Raw genomic sequence first — 8701 nt, 5'->3', positions numbered from 1 at the left:
TATCAGTGGGAATTGAACTCACCTGCCATTACCCTGGCTTGGTCGCCAGATGGTGCTAATTTAGCTTGTGCCATATACGATCGCAGCGTGGGCGTATTGGACTGGTCAAAAGCTCAATATCTGGAGCAAGAATCAGTCGATGAAAGCGATATGCCGATGCGGATGAGTGGCTTTCCTGGTAAGGTCAATCGATTAGCTTGGGCAGATCTGCCCCCTGACACCAATTTTCCACCGTTTCTAGTCGCTTCTACCCGCGAAATAGTGTCGGTATGGGTCAAGACTCCTTTGGACTGGGAGAGTTGGGTGCTAGAACTCGGTAGTGGGAATGTCATCGATGTGGCATTTCAGCCCAAAAGCGGGGTGTTGGCATCCCTAGCAGAAGATGGCTGGATCGTTCTCTGGCAAGCGGCTGTGGAGGCAGTGCAGGTACTTGACGGGGCAGAGGAGGGGTTTTGTTGTTTAGCTTGGCATCCAACCGGATGTCGGTTAGCTGCGGGGGGACGGCGGGGTGAGTTGTTTGTTTGGTCAGTTTGTGGGTGACTGATTAACTTAACATCAGCTTCGTTCTAGTACTGCCAACGATTGAAATCGTGGCTAGTGATGCAAAGTCCGCCTACGCGGACTAAGAATCTAGTCCGCGTAGGCGGACTTTGTAATGTTAGCCCCGATTTTAATCGGAGGTGGTGCCAGAGCGAAGCAAATATCCTTAACCCTTTGGCGGAGCCTCTCCGAAAGGAGAAACTCACGTTAGCTTAGGCACAGTTTTTCACTCGTGCTAAATCTAAAACCATTTCGTCGATCGCGTTAGTCATCACCTTTCCCGATAATCCCGACTGATTGACCATTATGCTAAATACCATCTTGCCATAATTGGGATTGTCTAGATAGCCAGAGAGGGTTCTTACCCCCTTTAGAGTTCCGGTTTTGGCATGGACTCTGCCTTGGAGGAAGGGATCTGTGAGGCGGTTGCTTAACGTGCCATTCATTCCCGCGATCGAGAGCGAATCGTAGAAAATTTTATTTCCTGGTAGATTTGACATTCCCCTGAGCAGATTAACAAAGGTCGTCGGTTCGGCCCGATTGCTGCGGGATAAGCCCGAACCATCTACCTGTCTGTAAGTGTCGGGGTTGACTCCCAAAGGAGCGATCGCCGTTTTGATGGCTTGGACTCCACCCATCCGGCTCAGTAGTCGATTTGCTTGTTGATTATTGCTATCGCGGTTAACCAAACCAATCGCTCGCAGCCATTCCTCTAGATCGATCGATGGTAGGTTGGGGACATTTTGCACCGCTGCGGCGGTAGTCAGCAGCTTGATATTAGAAGCGGGGATGAGTGATAGGTCTGGATTATGCTCATACAATGTCTGTCCGGTAGCGAGAGATTGTACTAGTATGCCCCACTTCCCTTTCTCAAAGGTAGGCGCGTTGACGATCGGATCTAATACTGAGTTGAGATTACTAGAGCAAATATTGGGGCTGTTAGCGATCTGGGTTTGCTTTACCTGGTTTGGTGGCGGATTTAGGGCTGATGCAGCTCGATCTAGTGTCGATGAGCTAGCCACGATCGCCATAGCTACAAAGGCTGAGATCGATCGGTAGAGGTAATATTTAATCTTTTGATTGAGGCGCATTCGTGAGTCTTAACGTTACTAATGAGAGCAATCTTAAAGAATAGTTCCCTTATTTGAAGAAATATGAACTTATCTTACAGGGTATTGAGCCATCAGCCAAGACTATACCACAAGAATGATAATCATTCTCAAGTTATTTCTCGATTTTAGCCTCATAACACCATAAATCGAGCTATCCAGCCAATCGGCGATAATGCCGACAACCCCGTTGGCGGAGCCTCGCTGCAAGAGAACCCTCGCGATCTTAATCTAGGAATCTCAGGTTGAGATCTGCGATTAGGACTAAAATAAGAGAATGATTATCATTCTTGGATACCTTTATTCGCGCCCCAGCCTATGAAAAAATCAGAAACTTATGATGTCGTAATTGTGGGTGCAGGTGCGGCGGGGATTGGGATGGGGGCGGTGTTACGAGATTTGGGATTGGAGAATTTCGCCATTCTGGAACGGCATCAAATCGGTGAATCCTTTCGGCGATGGCCGCAAGAGATGAATTTTATCACTCCATCCTTTCCCGCGCATGGGTTTGGACAACTCGACTTAAATGCGATCGCCCGAAAAACCTCCCCCGCGATTAGTTTCCGGCGCGAACACTTAAATGGTACCCAATATGCACGTTACCTAGAAATGGTTGCAGATCGAATTAGCTTGCCTGTCCATACAGGCATTGAAGTCGAGAAAATCGAAATATTACCCCAATGTCGGGGGTTTGAGATTCATGTGCCAGATGGCATTATTCAAACCCAATTTGTGATTTGGGCAGCCGGAGAATTTCAGTATCCGAATTTGAATCCTTTTCCTGGTGCAGATTTGTGTCTCCATAACTCCCAAGTAGACTCTTGGACTCAACTTCAGGGGGATGAGTTTACGATTCTTGGTGGGTACGAAAGTGGCATGGATGCAGCGGTAAATTTGGTAGCTTTGGGGAAAAAAGTCAAAGTACTCGATTACCTCCGGTAGGCTATACGCCAACGCAGTGGCACCTGGGGCAATACCGACCCCGATCCGAGTGTTTCGCTATCTCCATATACGTTGCAGCGAGTCGAGTTGTGTTATTCGACGGGGCGATTAGAACTAATCGGGAATGTCGCAATTGAAGAAGTAACAGCGGAGCCTGGTGGTTATGCCATTCATAGTGAATATGATAAGTGGATTTCACCGACGCAACCGATTATCTGTACTGGCTTTGAGGGCAGTTTAAAGCGAATTGCCAATCTGTTTAATTGGTCGGATGGCTATGCCCGATTGAATGATGAAGATGAGTCTACCATTACCCCTGGGTTATTTGTAATCGGCCCTGCCGTGCGCCATGACAAAGCGATCTTTTGCTTTATTTATAAGTTTCGTCAACGCTTTGCGGTAGTGGCAAATTCGATTGCGCGTCGCCTAGATATCGATCCGGCGGGTCTAGAAGTCTATCGTGATGAAGGGATGTTCCTCGACGATCTCTCCTGCTGTGACAACGATTGCATCTGCTAACCCCCACACTTCTGCTAAGGCAGAGGCGTTGCCAACGACTACGCTCAGTGCAAGCCACTCAACTTCTCATGCCCTTACTTACACCGCCTGTCCAAAGATCGATCGTCATTATCGGCAAGGAAAACACTGGTAAATCTCAACTGATTGCCTCCCTGACTGGTAAATCTGCCTACAGCACCAACTTTCGTGGCTCTACAGTTGCCTGTGAAACCTATTCAGGTGACGGCGTTACGTTTGTAGATACACCTGGGATTCTCTACCGTTCGGACGCAGCGACGACACGAATTGCCTTAGCACAGTTAGAATTTCATGACACCGTGCTGCTAGTCGTCAAAGCTACCCATGTCGATGAAGATTTAGCGGACTTATTACCGTTAGTGGCAGGGAAACGAGGAATTGTAGTCATCCCGTTTTGGGACAAAGTAGCACCGTCTGATTTTACTCGCCAAGTTATCCGCCAGTGGGAAAAAGCTTCTAATCTAGCGATCGTGCCAGTAGATGCGAGACATCTGACGATCGAGCAACGTCAATCGATCTTAGCAGCGATCGATCATCCATCAGCATTTCCCCATCGATGGCAACCAGATCTGGCTGGCTGGCGAATCGAACCTCGTCCCACTTGGCTAGAACATCCCCGCATTGGTTGGCTACTCGCGATCGCGTTGCTACTGCTACCTGCGATAATTGCTGTCTATGCTGCTAATAGTTTTGCAGCGATCGCCGACCCACTCGTACAGGAAATCATCAAACCCGTTACAGCAGCCTTGTCTGGCTTAACACCACTGCTCAAAGAAATCGCCATCGGGCGGTATGGATTAGTCACTATGGGGCCATTATTATTTGTCTGGGCAGTCCCTACAGTCATCCTCTACGCTCTATTTTTGGGTGGATATAAAGCCAGTGGTTTAGTCGAACGCATCACGATCGCTTTGGATCCAATTTTACGCCCTGTGGGATTATCTGGACGAGATTTAGTCCGCGTCATCATGGGTTTTGGCTGCAATGTGCCAGCGGTAATTAGTACCCGTGCCTGCTCTAGTTGCTCCCGCAAGACCTGTATTTCGGCGATTGCTTTTGGTTCGGCATGTTCCTACCAATTTGGTGCTACGTTAGGGGTATTTAGTGCTGCGAATCGAGCGTTTCTGATAATTCCTTATCTACTTTATTTAACCTTTACAACGTTACTTTACACGCGCCTGATTGCCCCGAAGTCGGCTCGTTCCAGACAAAATACGCTAGTCATCGAACGGCGCATTTTTCTAGAAACACCCCAGTTGAAAACGATTTGGCGCGAAGCTAAGGGCACGATCGAGCAATTTTTAACTAACGCAATTCCAATCTTTTTGGTAATTTCGGCAATCGCGTCTATTCTCGACTGGCTGGGCGGACTAATCTCCCCGCTGATGAGTTTATTTAATCTGCCACCAGATGCCGCCTTACCTGTGATTTTGGCATCGATTCGTAAAGATGGATTATTACTATTTGCCGAACCGAAAACGATCTCACTATTATCTCCACTGCAAATCCTCACGGCTGTTTATCTGGCGGGAGTTTTGCTACCTTGCCTAGTCACAGCACTAACGATCGCCCGCGAACAGTCTTGGAAATTTGCGCTAGGATTAATGGCACGACAATCGATCGCGGCGATTCTTTTTACCTTAATTTTAGCTTGGGGTGGTCGGCTATTTTTAAGATATTAGATTTTTATTTAAAATATATTTTCATCTAAATCACCAACTATAAACTTATTCATTTTTATGAGCCAAAATCAATCATCAATTCCGATCGATCTAAACTCCTGTCAGATTAAGCTCTATCGAATGTCCAACTCAGAAAGTGAATGCCCGTGGGGATTAAAAGCTGTAAAACTCCTACAAGAGCGCGGACTAAATTTTGAGGATATTAAATTGCGATCGCGTGAAGAAGTAGATGAATTAAAAGCCAAATATCAAGTATCGACTACACCCCAAATCTTTTGCGGTCGAGAACGAATTGGTGGCTATACAGATCTAGCAAGTCGATTATCTGCTGGTCTAGAGCCAACCAAAATCTCCTATACTCCAGTTATCGCTCTATTTTCTACAGCAGGATTGATGACGTTGGCTCTATCTCTGAAAATGTCTGGCTTTATGGGGATAGCTTTATCGATGTTAGCGAGTCTCAAATTAATGGATTTAGATTCATTTACTGCAAGTTTTCAGAATTACGATCTAGTCACGAAGAAATTCAAATCATACGGTAAGATATACCCATTTCTAGAACTTGCGATCGGCTTAGGATTTTTATCTGGCGTTGCACCACTATTAACTGGCATTGCATCGACTACGGTAGGTGTCAGTGGAGTTGGATCGGTAGTTAAAGCTGTATATATCGATAAGATGGCTCTCAATTGTGCTTGTGTGGGTGGAAATTCTAAAGCACCTTTAGGTGTAATCAGTATGGCGGAAAACTTGATGATGACGATAATGGGAGCAATGTTAATTTACACGAGCACAAATATCCCAACCCAAACATCCACTCGAACCAACTCGATCTCCCCACTGCCAATCGTAGATTCGAGTGTTGCGGAATCTAAGCAAAATTTATCAATTAAAGAGGTAAAATTTTAATGGAAAATCGAGAATCATCTGTTGTATTTGATAAAGAACGGGCTGCTTCATACGATGAAAGATTCGCTAAATTAGCACCATTGCGTGACGCACTTCATCTATTAATTCGCACGATCCTTGCCGAACTTCCGGCGGATGCCCGAATTCTCTGCGTCGGTGTGGGGACTGGCTCAGAATTGATTTATCTGGCACAAGCATTCCCCCAGTGGCAGTTTACCGCAGTAGAACCTGCTGCGCCGATGCTAGACATTTGCCGTCGTCGCGCCGCAGAATGTGGCATCACCTCCCGTTGTACCTTTCATGAAGGTTATCTCGATTCATTACCCGCCGCTGATGCTTTCGATGCGGCGACTTGCTTGTTGGTGTCTCACTTTTTGATGCAGCCAGAGGAGCGGCGCAACTTTTTCCGTCAAATCGCCGCACGACTAAGCCCTGATGGATATTTGGTTAGTGCTGACATTGTTTCGGATATGTCTACGCCAGCCTACAGCAGTCTGCTAGAGGTTTGGTTGCGGCTGCTCCGGTACTCCGAAGTGCCTGCTGAGGAAATCGAAAAGTTTCGGTATTCCTACGGTCGAGATGTGGCTGTATTACCACCACATGAAGTAGAATCGATGATTGCAGGGAGCGGCTTTAGTCAGCCTGTGTTATTTTTTCAGACTCTGCTCATTCATGCTTGGTATACTAAAAAAGGAATCGACAAAAAATGCGCCTAAAGTGACGTGTAGAAATACAATCCCTATCCTCTAATCCACCTCTCGCTCTAAAATTGCACCAGCCAGGGTCTTAGCCGCCTTACCCTGCAACTGCTGTCGCCCATCATCATAGCGAATCAGCATTTCCCTTACCTGACGTAGACTAGTAGAATGTGGGATGAAAAGTAGGATGCTCCTCAGTGGCAACTGCCTGTAAGACATTTCTTGGTGTAAGCTAAAAGCATTGTCTCGATCTTTGTGTCTGATGTCTGTTTCCTTCGATCGACGTGACTGTTGGATTTTTGATATGGACGGGACGCTGACCATTAGTATCCACGACTTCGACGGCATCAAGCGCATTCTGGGACTACCGCTCGTTCGCGCTAGCGTCGGCTTTGCCGAATCGACCCATCCTAGAAGCCCTCAACGATCTGCCTGCCGCCCAAGCCGCCCAGTTACACCAACAGCTTGACACTTTGGAACTAGATATCGCCCACCGAGCCACAGCACAAGTCGGTGCCAGAGAACTCCTGACTAAATTGCGCTCGCGGGGCGATCGGATCGGTATCCTGACTCGGAATAGTAAACCCAATGCCCAGGCGACCTTAGCTGCTTGCGGATTAGCTGAATTCTTTCCAACAGAATCGATCCTGAGTCGCCATTGTTGTCCGCCCAAGCCAAGTCCAGACGGGATTTGGCAATTGCTATCGGGTTGGAGCGCATCCCCCGATCGATCGGTCATGGTGGGAGATTATGTATTCGATCTGGAAGCTGGGCGACGAGCTGGCAGTGCCACTGTCTATCTCGATCCAACTGGAGAATTCCCGTGGCAAGGTCTTGCCGATCTGCCGATTACGACCTTAGCCGAAATCACCGCCATGCTTTAAAATTGCCAGTGAAAAGTTTCGAGCGATTAAGAGTAGGTCGAAGTTTTGAGCTATGCTTTTAGTCGCGCATTTGCCCACCATTCCCCGCCAACAACTCCTCCAGCATCCCAGAAGCACCCTTCTGTTCCTGCCGTCGATTATCATCATACAAATTCAAAGTATTCTGATTTCGATGCCGACTCAACGCCTGCGCTGCCCGCAGATTACCGCCACTAGCATCTAAAAACGCCGTAATCGAACTATGCCGCAACCGATGAGGCGACACCCGCCGCTCGATCCCCGCAGCCTCAGCATAGCCCTGAACGATCCGATAAATACTATCCCCAGCAATCCTCCCCCCATAGCAATTATGGCTCAAAGAAGTGATCAGGGGCTGTCCTGGCGCATTACGTGGATGAAAATTCAGCCACTCCTCCAAAGCATAACTCACACTATCGGTCAGATCGATCGCCACCTTCACTCGTTTCCCCTTCCCTAAGATCGTTAACTTCTGCTGCTGGGGTAAAAAATCCTCAATATTCGCACTGGCAATTTCCCCCCGCCGGAGTGCGTTGCCCCAGAATAACAGCATAATCGCATAATCCCTCACTCCGATGGGCGTACTAGGATCGATTGCCTCCAACATCGATTTAAACTGTTCGACAGAAATCCCTCTAGTATCGCGATAGCTTTCACTGGGAATGCTCTCGATATCGCCCAGATCGATCGTGGTTTTACCCAACTTCCGTGCCATGTCCACCAAACTCTTAATCGCCGCCAGCCGAACATTAATCGTGCTGGGTGCCAATTTTTTATCGATCGAGTGACGACGATATCTTAATACCATCTCAATTGCCGCATATCGATCGAGATCTAGAAATTCCGAGATCGTCTCTGGAGTCGCAGAGCCACTATAAGCGAACTGACAGAAATTCTCGATCGCCTTAACGTACTGCTTCCTAGTACTATCAGCAATCTTCAACTGACCAAACCCCGCCCAGAGATTATCCGATGAAACAACGGGAACGGAGACAGGGGCGATTTTCTGAATAATTATCTCAACCATTTATTCAGACAGGAATAATGTTTCTATCTGTGAAAACTGCACTGAAGGTTTCGTTGGAAAATTGACAGTCAGATCGATCGAGCCGCCCATTGCAGCGATTGCCCCAAACAGGGTACTAAGTGTGATGTTTTCTCTATTTTCGACTTGAGAAATATACGATTGTTTAACATCTAATAAAGCTGCTAACTCCTCCTGTGTAAGTCCTGCCGCTTGTCGGACGGTACTTAATATTTTCAACTCTTTTTTAATCTTCTCCGCACCAGCCTGGATCTTTGCTTGTCTCTGCGGAGAAAACTCTTCCTTAACTTGTCTGTATGTTCTGTGTCGTCCGCTCATAAAAACTCGCCTCCACTGG

General features: G+C 47.4%; 9 protein-coding genes and 1 pseudogene. 6 read left to right on the top strand and 4 right to left on the bottom strand.

What is annotated here, in order from left to right; all coding sequences use genetic code 11:
• Positions 1-540 (top strand): WD40 repeat domain-containing protein (locus ACEW9I_RS06070; RefSeq protein WP_373539459.1); only part of this gene is annotated, 540 nt, incomplete at its 5' end.
• 212 nt (positions 541-752) lie between these two features.
• On the opposite strand, the gene ACEW9I_RS06065 is transcribed toward ACEW9I_RS06070, so the two are convergent.
• Entirely contained in the window at positions 753-1631 is an 879-nt protein-coding gene (locus ACEW9I_RS06065; protein ID WP_373539458.1) for a D-alanyl-D-alanine carboxypeptidase, read from the bottom strand.
• Between the two features lie 336 nt (positions 1632-1967).
• Here ACEW9I_RS06065 and ACEW9I_RS06060 point away from each other — a divergent pair.
• The 4 genes and pseudogenes from ACEW9I_RS06060 to ACEW9I_RS06045 all read left to right on the top strand — a co-directional run bounded on the left by ACEW9I_RS06060 (position 1968) and on the right by ACEW9I_RS06045 (position 6435).
• Positions 1968-3110 (top strand): annotated as a pseudogene (locus ACEW9I_RS06060) (NAD(P)/FAD-dependent oxidoreductase).
• Positions 3111-3178: 68 nt separating this feature from the next.
• Positions 3179-4810: a GTPase gene (locus tag ACEW9I_RS06055; RefSeq protein WP_373539457.1), complete on the top strand. Its 1632-nt coding sequence runs from the start codon at positions 3179-3181 to the stop codon at positions 4808-4810.
• Positions 4811-4930: 120 nt separating this feature from the next.
• Positions 4931-5719, top strand: coding sequence for a MauE/DoxX family redox-associated membrane protein (locus ACEW9I_RS06050; RefSeq protein WP_373539456.1), 789 nt, complete (start codon positions 4931-4933; stop codon positions 5717-5719).
• Positions 5719-6435 (top strand): class I SAM-dependent methyltransferase, encoded by a 717-nt coding sequence (locus tag ACEW9I_RS06045; protein WP_373539455.1) that lies wholly within the window; start codon positions 5719-5721, stop codon positions 6433-6435. Before ACEW9I_RS06050 ends, ACEW9I_RS06045 begins: the two co-directional genes overlap by 1 nt.
• A gap of 30 nt (positions 6436-6465) precedes the next feature.
• On the opposite strand, the gene ACEW9I_RS06040 is transcribed toward ACEW9I_RS06045, so the two are convergent.
• Positions 6466-6765, bottom strand: a complete 300-nt coding sequence (locus ACEW9I_RS06040; RefSeq protein ID WP_373539454.1) for a hypothetical protein — start codon at positions 6763-6765, stop codon at positions 6466-6468.
• A gap of 44 nt (positions 6766-6809) precedes the next feature.
• Here ACEW9I_RS06040 and ACEW9I_RS06035 point away from each other — a divergent pair, with 44 nt between their 5' ends.
• Positions 6810-7301, top strand: a complete 492-nt coding sequence (locus ACEW9I_RS06035) for an HAD family hydrolase (protein WP_373539453.1) — start codon at positions 6810-6812, stop codon at positions 7299-7301.
• 58 nt (positions 7302-7359) lie between these two features.
• On the opposite strand, the gene ACEW9I_RS06030 is transcribed toward ACEW9I_RS06035, so the two are convergent.
• Positions 7360-8346, bottom strand: coding sequence for a tyrosine-type recombinase/integrase (locus tag ACEW9I_RS06030; RefSeq protein WP_373539452.1), 987 nt, complete (start codon positions 8344-8346; stop codon positions 7360-7362).
• Positions 8347-8701 (bottom strand): helix-turn-helix domain-containing protein (locus ACEW9I_RS06025; RefSeq protein WP_373539451.1); only part of this gene is annotated, 355 nt, incomplete at its 5' end.

This window comes from Chamaesiphon sp. (assembly GCF_041738855.1).
GTDB lineage: Bacteria > Cyanobacteriota > Cyanobacteriia > Cyanobacteriales > Chamaesiphonaceae > Chamaesiphon.
The sequence above is the reverse complement of the archived record's forward strand: the minus strand, read 5'-3'. Positions and strand labels throughout refer to the sequence as shown.